At 76.1% G+C, this 24,552-nt stretch carries 23 protein-coding genes; 11 read left to right on the forward strand and 12 right to left on the reverse strand.

The features are described from left to right. Window positions 1-49 precede the first annotated feature (49 nt). Together BFL37_RS01040 and BFL37_RS01045 are read left to right on the forward strand one after the other, a co-directional pair. On the forward strand, window positions 50-1,861 hold the full coding sequence (locus tag BFL37_RS01040; RefSeq protein ID WP_086513327.1) for a gamma-glutamyltransferase family protein: 1,812 nt from the start codon (window positions 50-52) through the stop codon (window positions 1,859-1,861). After that, a complete protein-coding gene (locus BFL37_RS01045) occupies window positions 1,858-2,391 on the forward strand; it encodes an iron-sulfur cluster assembly scaffold protein (RefSeq protein ID WP_086513328.1) in 534 nt (177 codons plus the stop codon). Before BFL37_RS01040 ends, BFL37_RS01045 begins: the two co-directional genes overlap by 4 nt. A gap of 18 nt (window positions 2,392-2,409) precedes the next feature. Here BFL37_RS01045 and BFL37_RS01050 read toward each other — a convergent pair whose 3' ends face one another. Beyond that, entirely contained in the window at window positions 2,410-2,976 is a 567-nt protein-coding gene (locus tag BFL37_RS01050; protein WP_346962696.1) for a nucleotidyltransferase family protein, read from the reverse strand. Between the two features lie 126 nt (window positions 2,977-3,102). On the opposite strand from BFL37_RS01050, the gene BFL37_RS01055 reads away from it, so the two are divergent. Next, window positions 3,103-3,471 (forward strand): hypothetical protein, encoded by a 369-nt coding sequence (locus tag BFL37_RS01055; RefSeq protein WP_086513330.1) that lies wholly within the window; start codon window positions 3,103-3,105, stop codon window positions 3,469-3,471. Window positions 3,472-3,649: 178 nt separating this feature from the next. On the opposite strand, the gene BFL37_RS01060 is transcribed toward BFL37_RS01055, so the two are convergent. The 3 genes from BFL37_RS01060 to BFL37_RS01075 all read right to left on the reverse strand — a co-directional run bounded on the left by BFL37_RS01060 (window position 3,650) and on the right by BFL37_RS01075 (window position 7,205). Next, on the reverse strand, window positions 3,650-5,104 hold the full coding sequence (locus BFL37_RS01060) for an amidohydrolase family protein (protein ID WP_086513331.1): 1,455 nt from the start codon (window positions 5,102-5,104) through the stop codon (window positions 3,650-3,652). 145 nt (window positions 5,105-5,249) lie between these two features. Beyond that, complete coding sequence (locus BFL37_RS14645) at window positions 5,250-6,485, reverse strand: hypothetical protein (RefSeq protein WP_241533799.1); 1,236 nt, start codon at window positions 6,483-6,485, stop codon at window positions 5,250-5,252. A gap of 87 nt (window positions 6,486-6,572) precedes the next feature. After that, complete coding sequence (locus BFL37_RS01075; RefSeq protein ID WP_086513333.1) at window positions 6,573-7,205, reverse strand: hypothetical protein; 633 nt, start codon at window positions 7,203-7,205, stop codon at window positions 6,573-6,575. A 234-nt stretch (window positions 7,206-7,439) separates the two neighbouring features. Between BFL37_RS01075 and BFL37_RS01080 the strand changes: the two genes are divergently transcribed. Together BFL37_RS01080 and BFL37_RS01085 are read left to right on the forward strand one after the other, a co-directional pair. Continuing rightward, window positions 7,440-8,546: an XdhC family protein gene (locus BFL37_RS01080; protein WP_086513334.1), complete on the forward strand. Its 1,107-nt coding sequence runs from the start codon at window positions 7,440-7,442 to the stop codon at window positions 8,544-8,546. Continuing rightward, the gene (locus BFL37_RS01085) at window positions 8,543-9,829 is read left to right on the forward strand and encodes an APC family permease (RefSeq protein ID WP_086513335.1); all 1,287 of its coding nucleotides are present in this window, start codon (window positions 8,543-8,545) and stop codon (window positions 9,827-9,829) included. The genes BFL37_RS01080 and BFL37_RS01085 overlap by 4 nt, the downstream gene beginning before the upstream one ends. 54 nt (window positions 9,830-9,883) lie before the next feature. On the opposite strand, the gene BFL37_RS01090 is transcribed toward BFL37_RS01085, so the two are convergent. Together BFL37_RS01090 and BFL37_RS01095 are read right to left on the reverse strand one after the other, a co-directional pair. Further along, window positions 9,884-12,775 (reverse strand): molybdopterin-dependent oxidoreductase, encoded by a 2,892-nt coding sequence (locus BFL37_RS01090; RefSeq protein WP_086513336.1) that lies wholly within the window; start codon window positions 12,773-12,775, stop codon window positions 9,884-9,886. Next, entirely contained in the window at window positions 12,772-13,683 is a 912-nt protein-coding gene (locus tag BFL37_RS01095) for an FAD binding domain-containing protein (protein WP_086513337.1), read from the reverse strand. The genes BFL37_RS01090 and BFL37_RS01095 overlap by 4 nt, the downstream gene beginning before the upstream one ends. A gap of 174 nt (window positions 13,684-13,857) precedes the next feature. On the opposite strand from BFL37_RS01095, the gene BFL37_RS01100 reads away from it, so the two are divergent. The 3 genes from BFL37_RS01100 (at window position 13,858) to BFL37_RS01110 (ending at window position 17,333) form a co-directional block, all read left to right on the forward strand. After that, complete coding sequence (locus tag BFL37_RS01100) at window positions 13,858-14,580, forward strand: hypothetical protein (protein WP_086513338.1); 723 nt, start codon at window positions 13,858-13,860, stop codon at window positions 14,578-14,580. Between the two features lie 108 nt (window positions 14,581-14,688). Continuing rightward, a complete protein-coding gene (locus BFL37_RS01105) occupies window positions 14,689-16,356 on the forward strand; it encodes a stealth family protein (RefSeq protein WP_086513339.1) in 1,668 nt (555 codons plus the stop codon). Continuing rightward, the gene (locus BFL37_RS01110; protein ID WP_086513340.1) at window positions 16,353-17,333 is read left to right on the forward strand and encodes a J domain-containing protein; all 981 of its coding nucleotides are present in this window, start codon (window positions 16,353-16,355) and stop codon (window positions 17,331-17,333) included. Before BFL37_RS01105 ends, BFL37_RS01110 begins: the two co-directional genes overlap by 4 nt. A gap of 68 nt (window positions 17,334-17,401) precedes the next feature. On the opposite strand, the gene BFL37_RS01115 is transcribed toward BFL37_RS01110, so the two are convergent. Next, window positions 17,402-17,659, reverse strand: a complete 258-nt coding sequence (locus BFL37_RS01115) for a hypothetical protein (protein WP_086513341.1) — start codon at window positions 17,657-17,659, stop codon at window positions 17,402-17,404. Window positions 17,660-17,729: 70 nt separating this feature from the next. Beyond that, window positions 17,730-18,164 carry a hypothetical protein gene (locus BFL37_RS01120; protein ID WP_086513342.1) on the reverse strand — a complete coding sequence of 145 codons (435 nt, stop codon included), beginning with the start codon at window positions 18,162-18,164 and terminating at the stop codon, window positions 17,730-17,732. A gap of 195 nt (window positions 18,165-18,359) precedes the next feature. Between BFL37_RS01120 and BFL37_RS01125 the strand changes: the two genes are divergently transcribed. Continuing rightward, window positions 18,360-19,295, forward strand: coding sequence for a 3-methyladenine DNA glycosylase (locus BFL37_RS01125; protein ID WP_086513387.1), 936 nt, complete (start codon window positions 18,360-18,362; stop codon window positions 19,293-19,295). 42 nt (window positions 19,296-19,337) lie between these two features. Here the strand turns inward: BFL37_RS01125 and BFL37_RS01130 are convergent, their stop codons facing one another. Further along, entirely contained in the window at window positions 19,338-19,778 is a 441-nt protein-coding gene (locus BFL37_RS01130; RefSeq protein WP_086513343.1) for an RNA-binding S4 domain-containing protein, read from the reverse strand. Between the two features lie 43 nt (window positions 19,779-19,821). Between BFL37_RS01130 and BFL37_RS01135 the strand changes: the two genes are divergently transcribed. Further along, window positions 19,822-21,315, forward strand: a complete 1,494-nt coding sequence (locus BFL37_RS01135; RefSeq protein WP_086513344.1) for a flavin monoamine oxidase family protein — start codon at window positions 19,822-19,824, stop codon at window positions 21,313-21,315. On the opposite strand, the gene BFL37_RS14650 is transcribed toward BFL37_RS01135, so the two are convergent. After that, entirely contained in the window at window positions 21,312-21,680 is a 369-nt protein-coding gene (locus BFL37_RS14650; protein ID WP_241533801.1) for a hypothetical protein, read from the reverse strand. The two genes, BFL37_RS01135 and BFL37_RS14650, sit on opposite strands and share 4 nt — an antisense overlap. A 431-nt stretch (window positions 21,681-22,111) precedes the next feature. After that, a complete protein-coding gene (locus BFL37_RS01145) occupies window positions 22,112-22,879 on the reverse strand; it encodes a Pr6Pr family membrane protein (protein ID WP_172403706.1) in 768 nt (255 codons plus the stop codon). Between the two features lie 116 nt (window positions 22,880-22,995). Here BFL37_RS01145 and BFL37_RS01150 point away from each other — a divergent pair, with 116 nt between their 5' ends. Next, entirely contained in the window at window positions 22,996-24,003 is a 1,008-nt protein-coding gene (locus BFL37_RS01150; RefSeq protein ID WP_241533804.1) for an NADP-dependent oxidoreductase, read from the forward strand. Between the two features lie 68 nt (window positions 24,004-24,071). Here the strand turns inward: BFL37_RS01150 and BFL37_RS01155 are convergent, their stop codons facing one another. Beyond that, window positions 24,072-24,551, reverse strand: a complete 480-nt coding sequence (locus BFL37_RS01155) for a hypothetical protein (RefSeq protein ID WP_086513347.1) — start codon at window positions 24,549-24,551, stop codon at window positions 24,072-24,074. Between the last annotated feature and the right edge of the window lies 1 nt (window position 24,552).

Genomic DNA, 24,552 nt, shown 5'->3' on the forward strand with positions numbered 1-24,552 from the left:
GACGGAACGGGTGTGGTCGACTGGGGGCATCCCACCGGAAGGACCCCCCGTGACGTTCCGCGCGCCCGACGCATTCACCACCCGCCCCACGCTCCGCGGCACGTTCGGCATGAGCGCCTCCACGCACTGGCTCGCCTCCGGCACCGGCCAGGCCGTGCTCGAGCGCGGCGGCAACGCGTTCGACGCGGCCGTCGCCAGCGCGTTCGTGCTGCACGTCGTCGAGCCGCACCTCAACGGACCCGGCGGCGACATGACCGCCGTCGTGCACGTCGCGGGGGAGGCCGCGCCCAAGCTCCTCATGGGGCAGGGATCCGCGCCCGCCGCCGCGACGCCCGAGCGCTTCCGCCAGGAGGGCCTCGACCGCGTGCCCGGCGCCGGTGCGCTCGCCGCCGCCGTGCCCGCCGCGGTCGACGCCTGGCTGCTGCTGCTCCGCGACCACGGCACGTGGGAGCTCGCCGACGTCTGGGCCTTCGCCATCGGGTATGCGCGCGACGGGCACCCGGTGCTGGAGAGCGTGCGCCGCACCATCGCGGGCGTCGGCGACCTGTTCCGCGAGCACTGGTCCGCGTCCGCCGCGTTCTGGATGCCGGACGGCGAGGCGCCCGCGGCCGGATCGCTCGTGCGGAACCCGGCCTGGGCGGCGGCGATGGAGCGGATCCTGTCGGAGTCCGCGTCCGCCGCCGGCCCGGACGCGACGCGCGAGGACCGCATCGAGGCCGCCCGCACGGTCTGGGCCGAGGGCTTCGTCGCGGAGGAGATGGTGGCGAGCGTGCAGGATCCGCACCGGCACTCGACCGGCGCCGACCACGCCGGGCTGCTCACCGCCGAGGACCTCGCCGGCTCGCGGGCCTCGTGGGAGGACGCGGTGTCGATCGGGTTCCGCGGCCTGCGGATCTGGAAGACGGACGCGTGGGGTCAGGGGCCGGCGCTGCTGCAGGCGCTGATGATCCTCGACGGGTTCACGGACGAGGAGATCGACCCGTCGACGGCGGACGGCATCCACCGGATCATCGAGGCGCAGAAGCTCGCGCTCGCCGACCGCGAGGCCTACTACGGCGACGCCGTGCCGGGTGGGGCGCCCCTCGACGTGCTGCTGAGCCCCGAGTACGCGGCCGAGCGTCGCGCGCTCATCACCGACGAGGCGTCGCACCAGCTGCGCCCCGGACGCGTCGACGGGGTGGAGCCGTTCATGCCGCCGCTCGTGGTCGAGGGCGACGCACCCGCGTCCGCCGGCGGCACGGGTGAGCCCACCGTCTCGCGCACGGGCGAGACCCGCGGCGACACCTGCCACCTCGACATCGTCGACCGGTGGGGCAACATGATCTCCGCCACGCCCTCCGGCGGCTGGCTCCAGTCGTCGCCGTTCATCCCCGCGCTCGGCTTCTGCCTCGGCACGCGCCTGCAGATGACCTGGCTCGAGCCCGGCGGCCCGTCCTCGCTCGCGCCCGGGCGCCGTCCCCGCACGACGCTGACGCCCACGCTCATCACGCGCGACGGCGAGCCCGTCGAGGCGCTCGGCTCGCCCGGCGGCGACCAGCAGGACCAGTGGCAGCTGCCCTACCTGCTGCGCACGATCGTCGGCGGCTCCACCCCGCAGCAGGCCGTCGACGCGCCCACGTTCCACACGACGAGCGTCCCCGGATCCTTCTGGCCGCGCACGTGGACGCCCGGCGGCCTGGTGGTCGAGGGGCGCGTGGGCGACGACGTGATCGCCGACCTGCGCGCCCGCGGGCACGAGGTCGAGGTGTCGGGCGACTGGACGCTCGGGCGCCTCTCGGCCGTGACGCGGGATCCCGCCACCGGGCTGCTCGGCGCCGCGGCGAACCCGCGCGGGGCGCAGGGGTACGCGGTCGGGCGATGACGCTCGACCGGCAGATCGCCTCGGCGCTCATCGCCGACCACGCCCGGCGACGCGTCGGCAGCGACGCGGCGCTGCGGGCGGCCTCGGCGCCCGGCCGGTTCGTCGCGGAGCCGGACGCCGCGACGCCCGCGGTCGGCGTCGTGCTCGGTGCGTCCGAACAGCGGAACGCGACGTGCGGCGACGTGGTCGACCTGCGGGTGCTCGCGGTGGATCCGGCGCGGGCTGGGCTCGCTGCGGGAGCGGCCGTCGACCCCGCCGACCGCATCGCCGTCCGCTGGCACGGCCGCGGTTGCACGGTCTCGCAGGCGTCGGCGTCGATGCTCGCCGAGCTGGTCGAGGGGCGGACGGGCGCGGAGGCGCAGGCGCTCGTGGTCGAGCTGCGCGCCCTGATCCGCTCCCACGAGCTCCGGCCCGGCGCGGAGGACCGCCTCGGCGACGCGTTCGCCCTCGCCGACTCCGGCCGCTACCCGCTCCGCGGCACGTGCGCGCTGCTCGCCTGGCACGCCCTGGAGGAGGCGCTGGGGCGCTGAGACGGGACGGGGTCTCCGTCAGGGATGTCGGTCGACGTCCGCGCCCGTGCTGAGGTCGGCGGCCTCGACGAGCCGTGCGTCGTGGGCGGAGAGGTAGGGGCGGGCGCCCGCGTCGCCGCGCACGCCGGCGGCGAGCGAGGACCAGTGGTCGCGGCCGATCAGGGCGGGGTGGCCGGGACGGCCGCGGAACACGGCCTGGCGGATCGTGGCTGCGTCCACAGGTCCGGCCTCGAGCACGTGGCGCACCGTCGCGGCGTCGAGGTCGGGCACGTCGACCGGCACGACCGCGAGGGCGACGGGCTGCGGATCCAGCGCCGCGGCGGCCCGGAGCGCCGCGCGCAGGGAGGCGGACATGCCGTCCGCCCAGTCGTCGGCGCGCACGACGACCGCGTCAGCGGACTCCGAGAGCGTGCCGAGCAGGGCCGCCGCCTCCTCGGCCGCCGCGCCGAGCACGACGAGCACGGGGGAGCAGCCCGTGTCGGCGAGCGCGCGGATCGCGGTCGCGAGCCAGGGCGTCCCGTCGGGGTGGGCGGCGAGCGCCTTGGGACCGCCGAACCGGGTGCCGGCGCCGGCGGCGAGGACCACCCCGGCGACGCGACCGTCCGATCGGTCGGCGCTCGTCCCCGCTGATCCCGGCTCCGCCATCCGCCCATGCTAGGAGGGCCCCGCCGTTCCCTCGCCCTCCGGAGGCGCGCGGCCTACGCTCGACGCATGGATCCCGACACCGCCTTCGCGCTCGCCCTCACCCTGACGCTCGGCGTGCCGGTGCTCGTGATCGTCGCGGCCGTCGTCCTCGTCGTGGCGAAGGCCCGCGGCGCCGGCTGGGGCTGGTACCTCGTGGGGACCACGATCGTCGCGCTCGTCCTCGCCCTGGGTCTCGCCGTGCTCGCGGCATGGGCCACGCGGGACGTCGTCGGGCAGGTCGACGAGAGCGCCGGCGCCTTCGGGATCGTGCTCATGGGCGTCATCGGCGCCGTCGCCACCTTCGTCATCGGCTTGATCGCGGGCACGGCCGGGCTCATCGCCTCCGCGGCCCGCCGACGCGACCGCGTGTCGTCGTCGGCGCTCGTCCGCGGGTGATCCGCCGCCCGCCGCCCCCGGCACGCGCGACGACCGCCCTCGATCTGCCTGCGCCCCGTCGCGGCAGGAGCCACATCTGACTCAGGCGAGTCATCGGTGACTCACACGACCCGGGGCGGAGCGGCTCGTGGAGGCGATGGAGGGCGTGCTCGCCCGCGCGAGGTGACGCCTGCCTCCGTCAGCCCGCCGACACCCGCCGCCCCTGCACGTGGACGGCCGCGATGGCCGGCTCGCGGAGCCCCATGAGGAGCGTGAAGAGGATCTGATCGGTGGCGCGGGCCTCGTCGTCCGAGCGGATCCCGTGGGCGAGCGTGAGGGCGAGCGGTTCCCAGAGGTCCGGCCTGATCGTCAGGAAGTCGGCGTCCTTGCCCACGTCGAGGTTGCCGTAGCGCTCCTCCATGTCGAGCGCGCGGGCGCCCGCGAGCGTGCCGGTGAAGAGGAGCTCGGCGGCGTCGATCTCCACCCCCGCGTCGCCCGGCTCCGACAGGTGCACCTTGAACGCGTCGTTGAGCACGCGCGAGACGAGCCACTCGTCGCCGGCGCCCACATCGGATCCGATCGCCACGTTCACGCCCGACGCCACCGTGCGCCGCCACGGCATGGTGCCGCTCCCGAGGAACTGCTGCGACGTCGGGCAGTGGGCGATGCTGCTGCCGGTCTCCGCGAGGCGCGCGAGCTCGGAGTCCTGGCAGTGCACCGCGTGCGCGAAGACGCTGCGGCGGCCGAGGAGGCTGGATCCGCCGCGCTCGGATCCCGGGAGGAACCGGCCGTCGTACGTGTCGAGGTAGGTCTCGGTGCCGTAGACCTGCCGGACGGCGGCGATCTCGCCCGTGCCCGGCCGGTCGTTCTCGTTGAGGTGCGAGTGGAAGTGGACGCCCTCGCCGCGCGCCACGTCGTACAGCTCGCCGAGGCCGCGGAACGTCGTCGGCGTCACCGACAGGCTGAAGCGCGGCACGATCGCGACCTGCAGCGTCGCCGTCGTCGCGTCGCCCGTGTCGACGGCGTGCCAGCGGTCGATCTCCGCGCAGGACAGCGCGATCGCGTCCTCCTCCGAGGTGAGGAGCGGGGCGGCCGGGCCGGAGCCCACCGTCTGGATCCCGCGGCCGCTGACGAGCCGGAGGCCCGCGTCGCGGGAGGCCTCGAACAGGGCGTCCTGCGCGTGCGGGAACGCGGATCCGAACACCAGCGCGCTCGTCGTGCCCGCCATGATGCGACGGCGCGTGAAGTCCCCCGCGATCATGCGCGCGAAGCCCTCGTCCTCGAGGCGCGCCTCGGAGGGGAACACGCACGAGTCGAGCCACTCGAGGAGCTGGCCGCCGCCGTGCGCGCTCGTCGTGTACGTCTGCGGGAAGTGCACGTGCGCGTCGACGAAGCCGGGGATCAGGAAGTCGGACGCGTCGCCGTGGACGGGCGCGCCCGCGAACGCGGCGGGGAGCTCGCGGAAGGGGCCGACCCAGGCGATGCGGCCGGCGTCGTCGATCGCGAGCGCGCCGTCGGGCACGGAGACGAGGTGGCGGCGGGCCTCCTGCACGAGGGGCGATCCCGTGATGTGGAGGACGTGGCCGCGGTGCACCGCGCGGCGGGCGGCGGACGCGGGTGCGCCGGGGGAGGGCGTGCTGCGGTGGTCGCTCATGCGGGTCCGTTCGCTCGGATGGTGCGTGACGGTGCGGGGCGTCGGGACGCGGGGTATCGGGCGGAGTCCCTGGACGATGCTCGACCGCGGACGACGCGTGGGCACCCGACACGCCGCGCGCGTCGGCCGCGCTCAGGAAGCCGTCCTACTCCTCCGATCGCGGGCCGCCGTCGACATCTCGTGCGGAGGCGGCGGACTCCTCCGCGAGCAGCGGCTGGAGGAGGGCGTCGATCCGCTCGAGGCGACGACGCCGGACCACGGCCATGCCCGCGACCATCAGGGCGACGACCGCCGGCAGCGTCCACGCGAGCGGCGGCCCGCCGGTCGCGCCGAGCGCGATCGTGCCGGCGAGGACCATCGACGCCGCGAGCACCGCCCACCGGCCGCCGAGCTGGTCGTGCACGTCGCGGCGGCGGAGCAGGAGCCACCGCCAGGCGTCGGCGTCGTCCTCGGCGTCCGCGGGCAGCCGTCCCGCGTCGATCGCCTCGGACACGTCGATCCACCGCAGGAGGGGAACGCCGCCGCGTCGGCGTCGGCGTCGCGCGAGGACGAGCGTCAGGACGGCGGCCGCGAGCAGGGCCACGGTGGGGGTCCCGAGGATCCGGTCGCCGCTCGCCTCGTGCCCGAGCGCGACGCGCGAGCAGAGCGTGATCCCCGCGTAGGCGGCGGCGGCAGCCAGGGCGGGCACCGCGGGGTGCCGGTCGGCGAACCGGCGAGCGCGCCAGACGCGGCCACGCGCGGGGTCCGTCGGGTCGATCACGGGCGGAGACGGATCAGGCGCCGCCCGTCGGGCTCGTGGGAGCCCGCCGGGTCGCGTCGCCGGTGTCGTCGACGGGATCCGCGTCGGCCCGGGCCCCGTCGCGCGCGCGGAGCTGGGCAGCAGCTCGTCGATGCGCGGGAGGGTGCGGCGCGCCTGCACCACGCTGACGATCCCGAGGGCGAGGAAGACGACCACGATGATCCAGCCGGCGGGGGAGTCGGGGACCAGCATCGCCGCCGCGACGCCCATCGCGACCAGCACCACGACGAGCACGGGCATGAGCCACATGGAGCGCCGGAACTGCCGGCGCCGCCACTCGAGGGCGGGGATCCAGGCGGCGGGGTCGGCGTCGAGCGGGAGCCGGCCGGTCTTCAGCGACGTCGTCACCTCCGCCATCGTGTGGGCGCCGCCGCTGCGACGGCGCTGCCGGGCGACGACGAGCGTCATCACGCCGGCGATGAGCAGGGAGCTGACGAGGGTCGCGATGGTGCGGCCCGGCGACAGGGCGTCGTCGAGCAGGAGCGGCCCGACCAGGGTGCGGACGACGAAGACGACGACCGCGAGGACGAGGAAGACGATCCCGAGGGGAGCGCGCTGGAACCGGTCGGACAGGGCCTTCATGCGGCGGGGCCGTACGTGCGGCGGGTCGTCGTCGTCATGCTCGCTCCTCGGATCGGTCGGGCGCCGGGTCGTCGCGCGCGGTGCTGATCATCCAGCAGCCGGGGGAATGCGGTCGTCGGGCGACGGCGGCGCCCACCCGGTGCGGCGCTCCTCGTCGGCGCGCGCCTGCTCCTGGAGCGGGACGAGCAGCGCGTCCACGCTGTCGCGGCGCCGGGAGCGCGACACGATGAGCGACACGGCGTAGGGGACGAACAGGGCCAGGAGGACGACGTACGCGAAGGACACGCTCGTCTCCGCGGGCCGCGGCAGGAAGATCAGGCCGACCAGCAGGACGAGCGCGACGGGGATGGCCCACGCCTCCTGGCGGATCTGCCGCCGCCGCCGGACGAGCGCGTCCTGCCACGCGGTCGGATCCGCGCCCGGCGGCAGCGCGCCGTCCTCCGCGGCCTCCGACACGTCGACCTCACTGGGCGAACCGGGGTGGTACAGGCGGGTGATGCGGCGCCCGCCCGCCATCGCGACTCCGACGGCGAGGGCGACCACGGCGCGCACGACGACCGTCCCCGTGCCCACCGACGTCCGATCGAGGTCGAGCGCCGACAGCCACGCGAAGACCAGGATCGCGAACGTCAGCGCCGGCACGGCGAAGGGGGCGTGGTACCACCCGCGGCGGATCCGCCGGAACAGCGGCTGCGGACGATCGGGTGCGGTCGACGTCATGGGTCCCCCTCGGTGGCGCCGGATGCGGCGCGCGACACCTAGGGAGGATCCCCCCGGCATCCGCGTCCCAGCCTACGCACGAGGCGGGAGGGGCTTGACGGCGGCGGTACCCTCCCGCGCGGGCGGATCCCGTCCCGTCGCATGGCAGGCTGGGCCCGGCCGCGCGCATCCGCATCCGCATCCGCCGTCGCCGCCGTCCGTCCGTCCGCTCCCGCGTCCCGCCCTGGAGGTGCCGTGCTCGAGATCGCCGCCGAGGTGCTCGACGCCCTCGCCGACGGCCGCCGCCTCGCCGTCGCGTGCGTCACCGACGTGATCGGCAGCGCGCCCCGCACGGCAGGCACCGCGATGGCGGTCGACGACCGGGGCCGCGTCATCGGATCCATCTCCGGCGGCTGCGTCGAGGGAGCGGTCGTGGAGGTGGCCGAGGGGGTGCTCGCCGACGGCCTCCCGCGGGTCACGTCGTTCGGCGTCAGCGAGGACGACGCGTTCCAGGTCGGCCTCACGTGCGGCGGGCGGATAGGCGTGGTCGTCGTCGAGCTGGCGCCGCCGGGCGACGCGCGGTCGCCGATCCCCGCCGCCGTGCGCACCGCCCTCGAGGACGCCCGGGACGGCCGCGCGGCGTCGCTCGCGCTCGTGCTGGAGGGACCGGCCGCCGGCACGTGGATCGCCGCGGACGCCGACCCCGCGGTCGACGCGCGGATCGGCGCCGACCCCGCCCGCCGGATCCGCGCCATACTGGCCGCCCGCCTCGCCGCCGGACGCTCGGGCACCACGGAGGTCGACTGCGCCGACGGCCCGCTGCGCGTCCTGCACCTCGTGGCCGCGCCGCCGCCGCGCCTCCTCGTCTTCGGCGCCGTCGACTTCTCCGCGGCCCTCGCCGACGCGGCCGCGCTGCTCGGCTACCGCGTCACCGTCTGCGACGCCCGGCCCGCCTTCGCGACCCGCGCGCGCTTCCCGTCCGCGCACGAGGTCGTCGCCGAGTGGCCGGACGAGTACCTGGCCCGCACCGAGGTCGACGCCCGCACCGTGATCTGCGTGCTCACGCACGACGACCGCTTCGACGTGCCGCTGCTCGTCGCCGCTCTCCGCCTGCCGGTGGCGTTCGTCGGGGCGATGGGATCCCGCGCCACGCACGACCGCCGCCGCGCGCGCCTCGTCGAGGAGGGCCTGACGGACGCCGAGCTCGGGCGCCTGCGCTCGCCCATCGGCCTCGACATCGGCGCGTCGACGCCCGAGGAGACGGCCGTCTCGATCCTCGCCGAGGTGCTGGCCGCGCGCGCCGGATCCGCGGGCGCACCGCTGACGACCACCACCGGACCGATCCACGGGGAGACCGCATGACCGCCGCATCCGCCGCGCCCGCCCAGCCCGGGCTCGCCCGCCGCCTCGGCCTCCTCGACGCCATCGTGCTCGGCCTCGGCGCGATGATCGGCGCCGGGATCTTCGCCGTCATGCCGGCGGCCTCCCGCGCGGCCGGCGGCGGCCTCCTCGCAGGGCTCGCGATCGCCGCGGTCGTCGCGTTCTGCAACGCGACCGCGTCCGCGCAGCTCGCCGCCCGCTACCCCTCGTCCGGCGGCTCGTACCTCTACGGCCGGGAGCGGCTGGGCGAGTGGCCGGGCTTCCTCGCGGGCTGGTCGTTCGTCATCGGCAAGACCGCCAGCTGCGCGGCCATGGCCCTGACCTTCGCGGCGTACGCGGTGCCCGCGGCGTGGCAGCGGCCCGTCGCCGCGCTCGCCGTGGTGGCCCTCGCGGTCGTCGGCTGCCTCGGCGTGACCCGCACGGCCCGGCTGGCGCGCGTGATCATCACGGTCGTCCTCGCGGTGATCGTGCTCGTGCTCGTGGCCGGCCTCGTCGCGGGCGGGCCGACCGGCGCCGCGGAGCCCGTCGCGGGCGTGGCCGACCCCACGCCCTACGGGGTGCTCCAGTCCGCGGGCCTGCTGTTCTTCGCCTTCGCGGGCTACGCGCGCATCGCGACCATGGGGGAGGAGGTGCGGGATCCCGCCCGCACCATCCCGCGCGCGATCCTCCTCGCGCTCGGCGGCGCCCTCGTCGTGTACGCGCTCGTCGCCGTGACGCTGCTGGGGGTGCTCGGGGAGGCGCGGCTCGGGGGATCCACCGCGCCGCTCGCCGACGTCGTGCGCGACGCGGGCTGGGCGTGGGCGGTCCCGGTCGTCGGGATCGGCGCGGCCGCCGCCTGCCTCGGCGCGCTGCTCGCGCTCCTCGCCGGGATCGGGCGCACGTCGCTCGCGATGGCGCGCGAGGGCGACCTGCCGCGCGGCCTGGCCGTCGTGCACCCGCGCTACCGGGTGCCGCAGCGGGCCGAGATCGCCGTCGCCGTGGTCGTCGTCGCGCTCGTGCTCACGGTGGACCTTCGCGGCGTCGTCGGCTTCTCGTCCTTCGGCGTGCTGCTGTACTACGTGGTCGCGAACGCCGCCGCCTTCACGCAGGAGCGCGCCGACCGGCGGTATGCGAAGGCGCTGCAGGTGCTCGGCGTCGTCGGCTGCCTCGTGCTCGTGGCGACGCTGCCCGTGCCGTCGATCGCGGTGGGCGTCGGCGTGCTCCTCGTCGGCGTGGTCGGGCGGATGCTCGTGCTGGCCCGTCGACGCCGGGCCGCCGCCGGCTGACCGCCCCTCGCCACGGCCGGCCACCGCCCCTCGCAACGGCGCCCGCGGCGCCCGCTACTCCCGCGTCCCGCGCTCCCCGAGCGTGGTCGGGCTGTCGAACCGCGGCTGGGGTCCGCCGCCGTCGAGGAGCCGCCACACGCGGTCGCGCGACATCGGCAGGTCGTGCGGGCGGATCCCGATGGCGTCGCGCACCGCGTTCGCGAGCGCGGGCGCGACCGGGTTGTAGGGCGCCTCGCTCATCGACTTCGCGCCGAGCGGCCCGTTGTCGTCGTGCGTGTCGGCGAACAGCACCTCGGTCACGGGCAGGTCGGCGAGCTGGGGGATGTGGTAGTTCCGCAGCACATCGGTGAGGATCCGCCCCTCGCCGTCGTGCACCACCTCCTCGAACATGGCCGTGCCGAGCGCCTGCGCCGTGCCGCCCTCGACCTGGCCGCGCAGCTGTGCCGGGTTGAGCACCGTGCCGGCGTCGACGGCCTGCACGGAGCGGAGGACGCGGACCTCGCCGGTCGCGGGATCCACCGCCACCCGGAACGCGTGCACGTTGAACGCGAGGGAGCGCAGGGCGCCGTCCTCGTGCGCGTCCGCGGCGAGCCCGTCGGGGCCGACGAGATCGGCGATCGGCACGCTCGTCCCGTCGGGAGCCGTGAGCGCGTCGGGCGTCAGCGCGAACGCGTCGGCGGCGATGCCCGTGCGCACGGCGGCCGCCTCCCTCAGCATGCCGGCGAGCGCGGTCGCGGCGACGTGCACGGCCTTGCCCGCGACGACCGTGCCGGCCGAGCCGAACGCGCCCGTGTCGTAGCGCGTGACGTCGGTGTCGGACTGGCGGATGCGGATCCGGTCGGGAGTCGTCCCGAGCGCCGTCGCGGCGAGCTGCGCGTGCACCGTGGTGGTGCCGTTGCCGAACTCGGCCGTGCCGACCGACACCGTGACGATGCCGTCGGCGTCCATCGCCACCGTCACGTCGGCGAAGTGCCCGCGCGGCGGCATGGTGGCGATCATCGCGGCGGCCATGCCCTCGCCCACCAGCCACCGGTCACCCGCGGGCACGGGATCCCCGCCGCCGTCGCCGAGGGCCTGCTCGGCGAGGTCGAGGCACTGGTCGAGGCCGTAGCTGCCGCCGAAGCCGAGGTCGGGGCCCTCGGCGTGCGTGATGATCAGCGGGTCGCCGGGCACCACGGCATTGCGCCGCCGGATCTCGAAGCCCGAGATGCCGAGTCTCCGCGCCAGCTCGTCGAGCGCGGACTCGATCGCGAAGATCACCTGCCCGAGGCCGTAGCCGCGGAACGCGCCCGACGGGAGGTTGTTCGTGTAGACGCTCTGCGCGTCGACGCGCTTCGCGGGCACGCGGTACAGCGCGACCGACTCGTTGCAGCCGTGGAACATGACGCCGGGGCCGTGGTTGCCGTACGCGCCCGTGTCGGAGAGCACGTCGACCGTGAGGGCCGTGAGCACCCCGTCGGCGGTCGCACCCACCGTGACGGCCACCCGCATCGGGTGCCGGGCCGGCGACAGCGTGAACTCGTCGGATCGCGTGAACTCCAGCTGCACGGGACGGCCCGTGGCGAGGACGGCGAGCGTCACGACGTCCTCCGTGAGGATCTCCTGCTTGCCGCCGAACCCGCCGCCGACGCGGGCCGTGAAGACGCGCACCCGCTCCGGTTCCAGCTCGAACAGCCGGCAGATCTCGCGCTGCACGAGGAACGGCACCTGCGAGCTGGTGCGGAGGACGAGGCGGCCCTCCTCCATCCAGCCGACCGTCGCGTGCGTCTCCAGGTGCGTGTGCGCGACGCGATGCGTGGACCACGTGCCGGAGACGACCTCGTCGGCCCGGGCGAGGCCGGCCGCCACGTCGCCGTGCTCGCCGTGCATCTCCGCGACGACGTTGCGCCCCGGGTCGGCGAGGCGGGAGACGGCCGGGTCCTTGTCGCCGTGCACGAGCGGCGCGCCCGGTCGACGCGCCTCCTCCGGGTCGAAGACGGCGGGCAGGACCTCGTAGTCGACCCGCACCAGGCGCACGGCCGCCTCGGCGATCCCGACGTCGTCGGCGATCACCGCCGCGACGCGCTGCCCGCGGAAGCGCACCACGTCGTCGAAGACGCGGCTGTCGTCGGGGTCGTCGAAGCGGTCCTCGTGCCGGGCGGACGAGTAGAGGGTGGCGGGGGAGTCGTGGTGGGTGAGCACGGCGTGCACGCCCGGCAGCGCGAGCGCCTCCGTCGTGTCGATGGAGCGGATCCGCGCGTGGGGGTGCGGGCTCCGCACCAGGCTCGCGTGCAGGAGGCCGGGGATCGCGACGTCGAGCGTGTACGGCTCGAGGCCGCTGACGACGCGCTCGCTCGCGGGGGCGTGCAGCGACGTGCCGACCCGGCCGGTCTGCGCGCGCTCGGCGGCGCGGGCGTCGCGGTGCGCCTCGTCCTTCGACAGGTCGGCGGCGGGGGCCGTGGATCCCGTCGCCCGCACCGGCCCGAGCCCCTCGGGCCGCGCGCCGCCGCAGCCCGCCGTGTGCGCGTGATCCGCGCCCCCGTGCTCGCCGCGGATCGCCTCGTCGATCGCCCGGTACCCCGTGCACCGGCAGAGGCTGCTCTTCATGAGGCGCGGGAGGTCGTCGAGGTCCGCGTCGTCGAGGGACGCCGCCGTGACCACCATGCCGGGCGTGCAGAACCCGCACTGGAACCCGGCCGCCGCCACGAACCGCTCCTGCACCGGATGCAGGTCGCCCGGCGTCCCGAGCCCCGCCGCCGTCGTGACCTCCCGGCCCTCGGCCCGGAACGCCGGCATGATGCACGAGTGCACGGCCTCCCCGTCGATGAGCACCGAGCACGCGCCGCAGTCGCCCGAGTCGCAGCCCTTCTTCACGCTGAACACCTCGTGCTCCCGCAGCCAGGTGCGGAGGCTCTGGCCGGGCGCCGGCTCTCCCGGGATCTCGTGTCCGTCCACCGTCATGCTCACGCGCGTGCTCCTGCCGTCGTCGTGGCCGCGGCGCCGTCCGGGGTGCCGCGCTCGCCGGAGGGCGGGCCGTCTCCTGCGCCCGCCGCGTCGCCCGCCAGCTCGGAGCGGATCTCCTCCGCCAGCAGCGCGCTCACGGCCCGGCGCCAGTCGGCGGCCCCGTGCGCGTCGGTGAACCAGGATCCGATCGCCCGCACGTCCTCGGCGAGCGCATCCGCCGCGGGAAGCTCCGGGTAGCGCAGCTGCTCCGGCCGGAGGGTGGCCCCGGTCACGGTGAGCGCGAACGCGCCGTCCTCGTCGAGCCGGCCGATCACGACGGACCCGGAGCGGCCGAGGGGCGACAGCGCGATCTTCCGGAACGCCGTCCGGGCGCGCAGCGACGCCGCGGGCACGTGGATCGACCGCAGCACGTCGCCCGGGTCGAGCGCGGTGGTGCGGTCGCCGGTGACGAGCTGCGCCACGGGCATGCGCTCGTCGCGCGCCGGTCGGTCGGCCGTGGCCGCCCGCCAGATCAGCGCATCGGCGTCGAGGGCGGCCGCGAGCGCCGTCATCGGTCCCGCGGGGAGCGCCGAGCAGATGTTCCCGCCCACGGTCGCGACCCGCCAGATCTTGGTCGACCCGAACAGCGCCGTGCAGGTCTGCAGGAACAGCGGGTGCGCTCGCCAGCCCTCCCGCGGCGCGATCCCGGCGACCTGGGCGATGGTGCAGGTCGCCGCGATCTCGAGCCCCTCGTCCGTGACGACGAGCGGCTCCCAGCCGAGCGCGTGCAGGTCGACGAGGCCCGTGAGGTGCGGGTGCGGCTCCGCGAAGATGCCGGATCCGCCCGCCAGCGCCGCCACGGCCGGCCCCAGCGCGGCGAGGTCGTCCCGTGTCCGGGCGGGCACGACGGAGCGGACGGTCGGCTGGTCCATGGGCCTCCTCTGAGGGCGTCCCGGTCGACGGCCGCGGATCCTCCGGGAGCGCGGTCGTGCGTGGGCGTGTGACAGCGATCCTCGCATCCGCCGCTGCCCGCCCCCGCCGGGGCGCCCCCGACTTGCCGCGGCCGCGGTCCGGCTGCCACCCTCGGGGGGAGACCCGGGGAGACCATGAGCATCCGCACCACCGCCAGCGCCGCCCGCCGTCGCCGTCGATCCCGCGGTCGCGCCGCGCTCGCCGCCACCGGATCCGCGCTCGCCGCGTCCCTGCTCCTCGCCGGCTGCTCCTTCGGTCCCGACGGCCCGCCCGCCCCGCCGTTCGACGCCGTGGCCATCGACGGCGAGGTGCCCGCGGCCGCCCCCGGCCAGCGCGTCGCCGCGGGCGAGGTCGTCGCGCTCCCGAGCGCCGACGCCGAGGGCACGGCCGGTCCCGTGGTCGCCACGTCCGTGCTGGGCGTCGCCGAGGGCCAGCCCACCTACTGGTCCGGCTACGAGGACGGCGCGCGCTTCGCCGACCGGATCCCGTTCTTCGCGTTCGTCCAGACGCGCTTCCTCGAGGGCGAGCGCGGGCCGCAGAACGGTCCCGTCCTCCGCCCGTTCCTCGCCGACGGCACCGAGGTCGACATCATCCAGCGCCAGCTGGGCGGCATCAGCGCGGCCGCGGAGTGCCCGTACGAGGTGCCGGACCTCCGCCTCGAGGACGGCCACGACATCGAGGAGCGCCTCGAGTGCGTCGTCTACGCGGTCCCGGTCGGCCAGGAGCTCGCGGAGCTGCGCTGGCACGACGTCCCGCGGGCGATCCTCGAGACGCCGGATCCCGCGACGCACCCCTACCTCGAGGCCCCGGTGGTCTGGGAGGTCGACGCCCTCCCGGCCGCGAACGTGGAGGGGTGATCCGGCCAGCGCCCCCGACCGGGGGCGCGCCCCGACGCTCGGTAGAATGATCCGTCGCCACCCACCGGGTCGGGCGACAGCACACGAGCAGTGACAAGGGGATGATCCATGGCGGGCAGCGCACGGCAGTTCAACGTAGCGCTCGAGCCGACGGTCGATCCCGCCACCAGCGAGGAGGAGTACTCCCGCCAGGACGACGCGGTCGCGCCCGCGCCCGCCACGTGGCCCACCACGCACCACCGCCCGGACGTCCTCGTCCGCAAGGGCCTCGCCACCCTCGTCAACCGCACGCTCACGCCCCACCAGGCGCTCGTGACGGACCTCCTCTTCATCCGGGACGCGCTCCTCGCGACCGGCATCGACTTCTGGCTCATCCGCGGCAACGACGAGCGCCCGGTCATCGCCATCGACGTGCAGAACCGCGACACCGTCGTCCGCGCCCTCGTCGCCGCGTGCGCCGACGAGCCCCTCTACGCGAAGACCGTCGACGGCCGCCGCCGCCCGCCGCTCCTGGTCGCCGACGGTCGCCTCACCGACAACCCCGACGCCGGGATCTTCCGCCTCTACCGCCCGCGCATCGAGCCGGAGGGCCTCCTCGCCTACGGGGCGTCCACCGCGGTCGAGCTGCAGTTCTTCCGCTTCGAGGGCGAGACCATCGTGTGGCCGGTCGAGAACTCGCTCACGCGCGAGATCCTCCCCGCCGCCGAGGTCGTGCCGGCGACGGTCGAGATGTACGGCCACGAGTGGAAGACGCTCCGCGGCATGTTCGACGCGCAGGCGTCCGACATCACCTTCGACATCGACATGGTCTTCTCCTGGGTCGACGGCAACGACCCCGAGTTCCAGAAGCGCCGTGCCGAGCGCATGAAGGACGTCGTGGTCGGCGAGGGCGACGACTCCGAGGCCCGCTTCCGCCAGATCGACGAGCTGAAGTACGCGCTCCGCTCCGTGTACCTGTTCGCGCCGTGGGTGCGGCGGATCTTCATCGTCACCGACTCCCCGAAGCCGGCCTGGCTGGCCGACCACCCGGGCGTCACGTTCGTGCGCAGCGAGGAGTTCTTCACGGATCCCGCCGCCCTGCCCACGCACAACTCGCAGGCCGTCGAGTCGCAGCTGCAGCACATCCCGGGGCTCAGCGAGCACTTCCTCTACTCGAACGACGACATGTTCTTCGGCCGCCCCGTGCAGCCCGGCATGTTCTTCTCGCCCGGCGGCATCACGAAGTTCATCGAGGCGTCCACCCGCATCGGCCTGGGCGACAACGACTCCGACCGCAGCGGCTTCGAGAACTCCGCGCGCGTCAACCGGCGCCTCCTCATGGACCGCTTCGGCCGCCTCATCACGCGCCACCTCGAGCACGCGGCCACGCCGCTGCGCAAGAGCGTCCTGCTGGAGCTCGAGCGGGAGTTCGCGGAGGACTTCCACCGCACGCAGCTCAGCCGCTTCCGCTCGAGCACGGACATCTCGGTCACCAACTCGCTGTACCACTACTACGCGCAGATGACCGCGCGGGCCGTGCAGCAGGAGAGCGCCAAGGTCACCTACGTCGACACCACGTCGCGCGCCGGGCTGGATCTCCTCCCCGGCCTCCTCAAGCGCCGGTCGCAGGACTTCTTCTGCCTCAACGACGGCTCCTTCCCGGAGGTGCCGGCCGACGAGCGCCAGGCGCGCGTGCAGGACTTCCTCGAGCGCTACTACGGCATCCCGGCGCCGTGGGAGGCGGAGGTCGCCGACGCGACCACCGCCTCCGAGTCGTCGGCCACCCCGGCGGAGTGAGCCGCGCGGGCAGCCCCGCCGACCGCACCCCGTACGAGGTGCTCGGCGTGGATCCCGCGGCCGGCACCACCGCCCTCCGCGCCGCGTACCGCCGGCTCGTCCGCGCCACCCACCCGGACACGGGCGGCGAGGCCCACCTGTTCCACGCGGTGCAGCGCGCGTGGGAGCTCGTCGGGGATCCCGCCGACCGCGCCGCCTACGACCGCGGGCAGGGCCGCTCGTCCGCCGTGGACGACGACCCGCTCGGCCCGGACGACGCCGGGTACGCGCCCGCGCCCGGATCCGGCACCCGCCTGGGCGCCGCCGTCCACGGCGTCGCGGGCGCGCTCGCCCGCGCCCACTACCTCGACCGCGTGGCCGCGTGGCAGGGCGTCGCGCCGGGCGCCGACCTCGGCGTGGACCCCTGGTCGCCCGAGCTGGTGCGCCGCGCCCCGCGCGACGTCCGCTGGCTGCTCGCGAAGGCCCTCGCCGAGGAGGCGACCGCGCGCGCCGCGGCCTCGCTCGGCATGGGCGCCACGATCTTCCACGACGTGCGCCCGCTCGACGGCGCGGGCAAGGTCGACCACGTCGTTCTCGCGCCCGCGGGTCTCTTCGCGCTCAGCTCCGAGGACTGGGGCGCCGGCGTCCAGCTCGTGCGCGGCGAGCTGCAGCCCGTGGTGCCGGATCCCGACGGCGCCTTCGCGCCGGGCGACGCGCCCGTGACGTGGCTGGTCGGCGCCGCCCGGTCGCTCGCGGCCTCTGCGGGCGTGCGCTTCGCGGCCGCCGTGGTCGTCGTCCCGGACGACGCGCTCGCGCAGCCCGTCGAGCGGGTGGAGCGCGGCCGGAACCGGGGCGCGCTCGTCGTCCGCCGCTCGGTGCTGCCGCTCGTGCTGCGCGACGGCGTCTCCGAGGAGGGACGCCTCAGCGTCGCGGATCCCTACGCCGTCCGCGCGCTCCTCCGCGAGCGGCTGACGCTGCTCGGGCCCGCCGCGGGCTGACGCGGCGCCCCGGCACGCACGAGGGCCCGCCGCGACGATCGCGGCGGGCCCTCGGACGTGCGGGTGGATCAGGCGGGCAGGTCCGTCGGCGCGTCGCCCGCACCGCCCGCGGTGTCGGCCGCGTCCTCGTCGGATCCGAGGGAGTCGCCGCCGCTGGACAGCCCGCCGTCGCCGGGCGCCTCGTCGTCGTCGACGTGCTGGATGCTCTCGCCGTCCGGCACGGTGCCGCCGACGCTCGCGTCGGAGTCGCCCTCGCCGGGCACGGACTGCGTGACGCCGGGGGCGCCCTGGACGGTGGACAGGGGATCGATGTCGGAGTCGCTCATCCCTCGACCGTACGCCGGAGCCCCGCGCGCGTCAGGGCGGGCGGGGCTCCGGTCGTGCGGCGGGCGGCGATCAGTCGATGCGCGGCAGGCTCTCGAGGCGGCCGAGCAGGTCGCGGTCCTGGGCGTCGAGGTCGCCCTCGGCGGCGACCACGCGGATGGCGGCCTCGAAGTCGAGGTCCTGGTCGTCGGCGACGCCCGCGACGTCGGCCACGACCCAGAGGAAGCTCACGAGCTCGGGGAGGATCTCGGACAGCACGGCGTCCGGGAAGATCGCCGCGGCCTGGCGGAACATGCGGTCGGTGGCCGGGCCGCCGTACGCGTGGTCGAGGTCGGCGACGATGCCGTCGTCCTCGTCGAGGTCGGTGGAGATCCAGTTGGCGACGTGCTCGCCGTCGAGGTGGATCGCGGAGATGAAGAGGGGCTCGCCGCCCGACTCGCTCTCGACGATCTCGGTGATCGTGTAGCCGGCGACGCCGGGAGGCGTGAGAAGGGAGTCGTCATCCATGCGCTCATGCTAACGGGGCGGAGGCCGCCGCCGGGGCCGGATCGGGCGCCCGTCGACGGCCGACGCGTCCGGGACCGCGGGTAGCCTCGTCAGGTGATCCCCGCCGCCCACCTCCGCCCCGCTCCGTCGGCGGACTCCCCGGCCGACGGGCCGGCGGACGCACCGGCCGACGGGCCGGCGGACGCACCGGCCGACGTGCCTCCGGGCGCGCCTGCCGACGCGGGGGAGCGGCCTGTCGCGGAGGTGCTCGATCCCGTGGTCTGGCGTGACCGCGCCGGCCGTCACGCGGAGCGGGCCGACGCGTTCTCCGCGGGCTTCCGCGCCCGCCGCCTCGCCGGCCGCACCCACGAGGTCGACGACTTCCTCTTCACCTACTACCCGCACAAGCCGTCGCTCCTCCGGCGCTGGCACCCGGGCGCGGGCGCCGTGCTCGCCGACGCCGCCGATGACGAGCGCGCGGCCTGGCGCTGGTACGTCGCGGACGCCGAGCGCACGGCCGGCGGCCTGCGGGTCGACGCGTCCGCGTACCTCCGGGCCCGCGGATCCACCGCGTCCTTCGTCGAGCGGATCCTCGGCCGCACCGCCGCGCGCCCCGGCCGCTTCTCCTGCTTCGGCCTGCACGAGTGGGCGATGGTCTACAGGGTCGGGCCCGGCGAGCAGCGGCACGAGCGGCTGCCGCTGCGCCTCGGATCCGCCGCCACCGACGAGGTCGTCGAGGCGCACAGGCTCGCCTGCACCCACATCGACGCGTTCCGCTTCTTCACGCCCGAGGCGGTGCCGCGGAACGCGCTCGCGCCGACGCGCGAGACGCAGCCGGACCTCGAGCAGCCCGGGTGCCTGCACGCCGGCATGGACGTCTACAAGTGGGCGACCAAGCTCGGCCCGCTCGTCGCCGGCGAGGTGCTCCTCGACGCGTTCGAGCTGGCCCGCGACATCCGCTCGCTCGACATGCGCGCGAGCCCGTACGACGTGTCCGGCCTCGGCCTCGAGGCCGTGCGCATCGAGGAGCCGGCGGGCAAGGCGCGGTACGCGGCCGAGCAGCGCGGGTTCGCGGAGCGGTCGAACGCGCTCCGGGCGCGGATCCTCGACGAGCTCGCGCACGCGCGTCGCGCCGCCGACGCGGGGCTCTGAGGCCGCCGGTCCCGGATCGCGTCCGCCTCGCGCCCGCGACGGTCAGCGCCCGCGCACGCCGTCGGGGTCGCGCAGCCGCTCGATCTCGCGCCGGTCGCGCTTCGTCGGACGCCCCGCGCCGCGGTCGCGCACGATCGTCGCGGGCGCGGCCTCGCGCGGCGGCGGCGGGGGAGTGAGGTCGGTCATCGCCTCGGCGGCGATCGCGGGTCCCACGCGCTTCACGAGGGTGCGGCGCACCACGAGGATCCGCTCGGCGCCCGAGATCCGCACGCGCACCTCGTCACCCGGCCGCACCGACTGCGACGCCTTCGCGCGCTCGTCGCCCACCCGCACGTGCCCGGCCCGGCAGGCGGCGGTGGCCTGCGACCGGGTCTTGTAGACGCGCACCGCCCAGAGCCAGCTGTCCACGCGGACCGCGGCCTGCGCGCCGGACGAGGCGGACGCGCCGGATCCGCCGGACGGAGCGGCTGCGTCGGAAGGCATGATCCGACCCTAGGCGACGGCTCCCCGGTACGCTGGCCCGAGCATGTCGATCTCCCGCCGCACCCTCCTCACCGCGTCCGTGTCGGGGCTGTCGCTCCTCGGGCTCGCGGCGTGCACGCGGACGACGCCGACGCCCGCGACCCCGACGGCGACCGCGTCGCCCACGCCGACACCCACCCCGACGGTCGGTGCGGCGGGCCTCCCGGAGCCCGTCGCCTTCGCGCGCTCCGACTGGGCCGGCGACCCCTTCGCGCGCGGATCCGGCAGCTTCCTCCGTCCCGGCGCCACGAGCGCCGACCGCGAGGCGCTCGCCCGCCCGATCCAGGACCGCGTCTTCTTCGCCGGCGAGGCCACGAGCGCGGATCGCCCCGGCACGGTGGCGGGGGCCTACGCGTCCGGGCTGCGGGCCGCCGCGGAGGTGGACCGCGCCGGCGCCGGATCCGAGCGCGTCGCGGTCGTCGGCGCCGGCATCGCGGGCACGACCGCCGCCCGCGCCCTCCGCGACGCCGGCCACGACGTCGTCCTCGTGGAGGCGCGCGCGGAGCTGGGCGGCCGGATCCGCGCAGCCGGCGGCACCGACTGGCCGGACCCCGCGGAGCTCGGCGCGCTGTGGATCGCCGCCGACGGCGACGACCTGCTCCGCGACGGGATCGAGGCGGCCGGCATCGCACGGTACGGGCTCGCGCTCATCGCGGAAGACCGCGGCCCCGACGGCCAGGTGCTGGATCCGTCGAGCGCCGGGTCCGACGCCCTCGCCTCCGCGCGCGCGTGGGCCCTCGCGCAGCCCGGAGCCGTGAGCCTCGCGGCGGCCCTGCGGGAGACCGGCGGCGACGCGCTGTCCGCCGAGGGCGGCGCCGGCTCTCCCGCCTCCCACCTGGCCGCGCTCCTCGCGACGGACGTCGCGATCGCCCACGGCGCGACGCCGGAGGAGCTCTCGGGCTCCCACGGCCTCGACGAGCCCGCGCCCGTCGGGAACGTCGCCGTCACGGGCGGGTTCGCGGGCCTCGTGCAGCACCTCCTGCGCGACCAGGACATCGACGTGCTGCGCGAGTCGACCGTGTCGCGCATCGCGTACGGCGACGGCCGGGTGGGGCTGCGGCTCGGATCCGGCGAGTCGCTCTCGGTCGACCGCGTCGTCGTCACCGTGCCGCTCGGCGTGCTGCAGGAGGGCGCGATCGCGTTCGACCCCGCGCTGCCGTCCGCGCACGACGTCGCCATCCGGGCGCTCGGCCCCGGCCGCGCGGACCGGATCTGGCTGCGCTTCGACGAGCCGTTCTGGTCGACGGCGGCCACCGTCTGGACCTCCTACGACGCCGGCGGCAGCTTCACGCGCTGGTACAACCTGATGCCGATCTCGGGCGAGCCCGTGCTCATGGCCGAGGTGGGCGCGGCGGCGGCGGAGCGGGTCGCGGCCATGGACGACCAGGCGCTGCGGGCGGCTGCCCTGCGCACGCTCGTCCCGTTCGCGGATCCGGAGCTCGTCGCGACGCCCACCGCCACCCCCGAGCCCGACCCGAGCGCGACCCCGACGCCCTAGGCCGGATCCACGTCCTCCGCGGGCTCCGGCCCGAGCGCGTCCCGCCGCAGCACGGCCTCGGCGACCTCCCGGCGGGTCGCCTCCGCCGAGTACCGCAGGAGGTCCTGCAGCTGCGCATGCAGAAGGAGCTGGGCGTGCTCCTCGTCGAGGTCGAGCAGCCCGCGGATCCGCGCCACGGCGTCCGCGCGGGAGGCGACCCCTGCCAGCTCCGCCACGAGGGGCCCGAGCGCGTCCGCGGCGGCGACGCGCGTCCGCAGCCACGCGATGCGCGCGTCGTACGACCGGCGCATGTCGGAGTCCGTCGGCGGCCGTCCCGACCTGGCGACGGGGCGGCGACGCGCGATCGCCTCGGCCGTGACGGTCACGCGGAGGGGTCCGCCCTGACGGGCGCGCGGGGAGGACGAGCGCCGCGTGGAGGTCGTGCGGGCCCGGACGCAGCTCGGCCCAGTCGCCGGCCGGGATCGCGACGGGCACGCGCGTGCTGTCGCCGGGATCCAGCGCCACCGCGCCCCGCGGTCCGCCCGTGACGGCGAAGGAGATGCCGGGAACGGGTGCGCCGGGCTCCGTGAACGCGCCGATCGCGACGAAGGCGTCGCCCTCCCGTGGGATCCACCGCTCGGCGCCGACGTTCACGACGTCGACGACCGGGGCCTCCGCGTCGCCGCCGTCGGTCATCACGGTCGGCCAGCGCAGCTCGAGGGCGGGGCGGTCGTCGTCGGGGGCCCGGGCGTCGTCGGGAGCGGTCATGCACCCAGGCTCGCACGCGCGCATCCGCCCGTCCGGAGTCGGCGGCGGCTCAGCGCTCGGCGGCCGCCGTCGCGCGCGGGGGCGCCGGCGACGCGTCCGTGGGCGGCGACGCGTCCGCCGAGGCCGGCTCGTGCCCAGGCGCGACGGCCGCGTCGTCCGGGTCCCCGCCTCCCGGGCGGGCCCCGCCCCGCGGTCCGGGTTCCGCCGGCCGCACGCGGCTGAGCGCCACGACGAGCGCGGAGACCGCCGCGAGCACGCCGGCCACGAGCGCCAGCCATGCGGCGATCCCCAGCGGGACCCCGACCTGCGCGGGATCCAGGAAGAAGTACGGGTACCAGCCGACGCGCGGCCCGCGGTACTCCGTGAACGCGCACCAGGCCACGGGGAAGAGCATCGCCCACCCGACGGCCTTCCACGTGACGCGCGGGCGCCCCGGCGCGAACGTCCAGTCGAGGAGCGCGTACGCGGGGATCACGAAGTGCAGCAGCCGGCTCGACCACGGCACCTCGACGTAGTACGCCTGCGAGCTCGCCTCCAGCACGATGAGCCCGAACACCACCCCCGAGACCACGATGTAGCCGAGCACGACGGCGCGCACGGCGGCCATGAGCGGCGGCTCGACGCCGCCGCGGAGCGCGTGCACGCCGGACGCGGCGAGCACGACGACCCCGGCCATCGCGCTCTGCGTCGTGAAGTAGCTGAACCAGTTCTCGGCCGCGAAGGTCGTGAAGCCCTGGACGTAGTCGAAGTCCGCCATGAGCGCGACCACCACGACGAGCGCGGCGGCCAGGCGCACGCCACCGAGGATCCTCTGCACGTGACTCCGATCGCGGCCGGCTCCTGGCATGCCGGCCGCGTCCAGTCTACGAACGAGGTCTCACGATCGGCTCCGTCCCCTCGCGCGTCGCGGCCGGGAGCGGCAGGATGACGCGCATGAGCCCTTCATCGCGATCCACCAGCCAGCAGGTGCAGTTCGGGTCCTTCGGCGGCGTCGACGTCCTCGAGGTCGTCGAGGTGCCGCGCCCGTCGCCCGGCCCCGGGGAGGTGCTCGTCGAGGTCTTCGCGGCGGGCATCAACCACATCGAGGCGTACATCCGCCAGGGGCGCTTCCCCGACGAGGTGCCGACGGCGTTCCCGAACGGCCAGGGCAGCGACTTCGCCGGATGCGTCGCCGCGGTCGGCGAGGGCGTCACCCGGTTCCGGAAGGGCCAGGACGTCCTCGGCCACACGGTGATGGCGGCGCACGCGACGCACGTGGTCGTGCCCGCGGGCAACGTCGTCCTGAAGCCCGCGCAGCTCCCGTGGGAGGTCGCCGGGGGCCTGTTCCTCGCCGGCCTCGTCGCGCACGACGTGCTGCACGCCGTCACGGTCGGCGAGGGCGACACGCTCGTGGTCACCGCGGCGGCCGGCGGCGTCGGCAGCATCGAGGCGCAGCTCGCCATGCGGCGCGGCGCCCGCGTCATCGGCACCTGCGGCGAGCGCAACTTCGACTACCTGCGCCAGATCGGCGTCACCCCCGTCGTCTACGGCGACGGCCTGGCCGACCGGATCCGCGCGGCCGCCCCGAACGGCGTGCAGGGCTTCGTCGACAACTTCGGCGGCGGCGAGCACGTGGCCGAGGAGCTGGGCGTGGCCGGGAAGCGCTTCAGCTCGAGCGACGACCGCCGCGAGCTCGAGCTCGAGGCCGTCCTGCCGCCGGTGGACGAGGACGACGTGCACCGCTCCCGCACGCTTGCGACGGTCGCCGAGCTCGCCGCGAAGCGCGAGGTCGACGTGCTGGTCTCCGGCTTCTACCCGCTGGCCGAGGTGCAGGACGCGTTCGACGACCTCGAGCGCCGGCACGCGCGCGGCAAGATCGTGCTCGGCATGCGGCCCGTGCACTACCCCGGCGACCGGCGGAGCACCACCAAGGCCCGCGACGTGGCGGAGGGGAGGGCCTGACGCGCAGCGCGTGACGCCTGCAGGGTTACGCCGGCCGGGTGATGCGTGCCGGGTCGACGCCCGGCGGGTCAGCGCGCGACGACCTCCGCGGGCTCCGGCTCGGCCGGCGTCTCGATGTGGGCCTCGCGCCAGCGCAGCAGGTCGCGGACCGCGGGCGACTCGTCGCACTCGAGCATCGCGACGGCGGCTCGCGGCGTCGCGTCGTTGACGGCGAGCCAGGAGCGCACGCGCTCCGAGGTGTCGCCCACGAGCATCGAGAGCACGGCGGCCGGCGCGGCGGAGTTGCGGGCGAGGCACGCGCGGACGCCCTCGTCGGCGTCCCGCGCGAGCGCCTGCTGCACGTCGAGCGGCGCGTGCAGGCTGCTCGCCACGCTCTCCCGCACCTTGGGGTCGCGGTGCTCGGCGAGCAGGCGCAGCCGGCGGATCTTGCTCGGCGTGACCTCGGGCGCGGGATGGAGCGCCGCGGCCTGCTCCGCGGTGAGGACGGCGGGCGCGGTCCGGTGCAGGGCCTCGAGCTGCGCGGCGGTGGTGAACCTGATGCACGACATG

This window comes from Clavibacter michiganensis (assembly GCF_002151125.1).
Lineage (GTDB): Bacteria > Actinomycetota > Actinomycetes > Actinomycetales > Microbacteriaceae > Clavibacter > Clavibacter michiganensis_C.

Excerpts from the sequence above, each read along its gene's own strand:
- BFL37_RS01045 (WP_086513328.1), top strand. The coding sequence starts at position 1,858 with ATGACGCTCGACCGGCAGATCGCCTCGGCGCTCATCGCCGACCACGCC.
- BFL37_RS01055 (WP_086513330.1), top strand. The coding sequence starts at position 3,103 with ATGGATCCCGACACCGCCTTCGCGCTCGCCCTCACCCTGACGCTCGGC.
- BFL37_RS01060 (WP_086513331.1), bottom strand. The coding sequence starts at position 5,104 with ATGAGCGACCACCGCAGCACGCCCTCCCCCGGCGCACCCGCGTCCGCC.
- BFL37_RS14645 (WP_241533799.1), bottom strand. The coding sequence starts at position 6,485 with ATGAAGGCCCTGTCCGACCGGTTCCAGCGCGCTCCCCTCGGGATCGTC.
- BFL37_RS01075 (WP_086513333.1), bottom strand. The coding sequence starts at position 7,205 with ATGACGTCGACCGCACCCGATCGTCCGCAGCCGCTGTTCCGGCGGATC.
- BFL37_RS01085 (WP_086513335.1), top strand. The coding sequence starts at position 8,543 with ATGACCGCCGCATCCGCCGCGCCCGCCCAGCCCGGGCTCGCCCGCCGC.
- BFL37_RS01095 (WP_086513337.1), bottom strand. The coding sequence starts at position 13,683 with ATGGACCAGCCGACCGTCCGCTCCGTCGTGCCCGCCCGGACACGGGAC.
- BFL37_RS01100 (WP_086513338.1), top strand. The coding sequence starts at position 13,858 with ATGAGCATCCGCACCACCGCCAGCGCCGCCCGCCGTCGCCGTCGATCC.
- BFL37_RS01105 (WP_086513339.1), top strand. The coding sequence starts at position 14,689 with ATGGCGGGCAGCGCACGGCAGTTCAACGTAGCGCTCGAGCCGACGGTC.
- BFL37_RS01115 (WP_086513341.1), bottom strand. The coding sequence starts at position 17,659 with ATGAGCGACTCCGACATCGATCCCCTGTCCACCGTCCAGGGCGCCCCC.
- BFL37_RS01120 (WP_086513342.1), bottom strand. The coding sequence starts at position 18,164 with ATGGATGACGACTCCCTTCTCACGCCTCCCGGCGTCGCCGGCTACACG.
- BFL37_RS01130 (WP_086513343.1), bottom strand. The coding sequence starts at position 19,778 with ATGCCTTCCGACGCAGCCGCTCCGTCCGGCGGATCCGGCGCGTCCGCC.
- BFL37_RS01135 (WP_086513344.1), top strand. The coding sequence starts at position 19,822 with ATGTCGATCTCCCGCCGCACCCTCCTCACCGCGTCCGTGTCGGGGCTG.
- BFL37_RS01150 (WP_241533804.1), top strand. The coding sequence starts at position 22,996 with ATGAGCCCTTCATCGCGATCCACCAGCCAGCAGGTGCAGTTCGGGTCC.
- BFL37_RS01155 (WP_086513347.1), bottom strand. The coding sequence starts at position 24,551 with ATGTCGTGCATCAGGTTCACCACCGCCGCGCAGCTCGAGGCCCTGCAC.